Consider the following 556-nt stretch of genomic DNA (forward strand, 5'->3'; position numbering starts at 1 on the left):
CTGTACCGACAGCGGCGGACGTGACGTCGCCGAACGAGGTGGCCGCGGCGATGTTGCCGCCGGGGACGATGTCACCGGCGGATCCTTCCGCATCGACGGCGGCCGCTCCGGCGGGGAACGCGTGCATGTCCGGAAGGTGCTCCCCAAGACGTTCGGAGAACGCCGGCAGACGGTCGGCGCCGAGTCCGGAGACCGCCAGCGGTAGCGGCAGGGCGCGCATGCCGCCCTGTGCCTCCGACGACGTGGCGGCTCCGCTCTGCGTCAGCTTCTCCTGGACGTTCTCGGGAAGGTCGACGGTGGCCGGAGCCGCATCGGCTACGGCCGGGCCGGTGTCGTCCCGGTCGAGAAGTTTCTTCATGTCAGCCGCCGGCGTGATTCCGGCGACGTTCGACGGTGACTGGGACAGGCCATAGGCGATGGCGCCGACCAGGCGGCCGTCGTCGGCGTACACCGGCGAGCCGGACATGCCCGACCAGATACCATCGGCTCGCTCGATGGCGGGCGACTCCGTGTCGACCAGGATCATGTCCACGTCGGGGGCGACTCCGCCTTCGAG

The 556-nt window shown here is 70.5% G+C and carries 1 pseudogene; it reads right to left on the bottom strand.

The window, feature by feature from the left end:
• Nucleotides 1-556: pseudogene (locus tag ELR45_RS31240) on the bottom strand (SpoIVB peptidase S55 domain-containing protein); the annotation flags it as partial.

Source organism: Phytoactinopolyspora endophytica (assembly GCF_004138495.1).
Classification (GTDB): domain Bacteria; phylum Actinomycetota; class Actinomycetes; order Jiangellales; family Jiangellaceae; genus Phytoactinopolyspora; species Phytoactinopolyspora endophytica.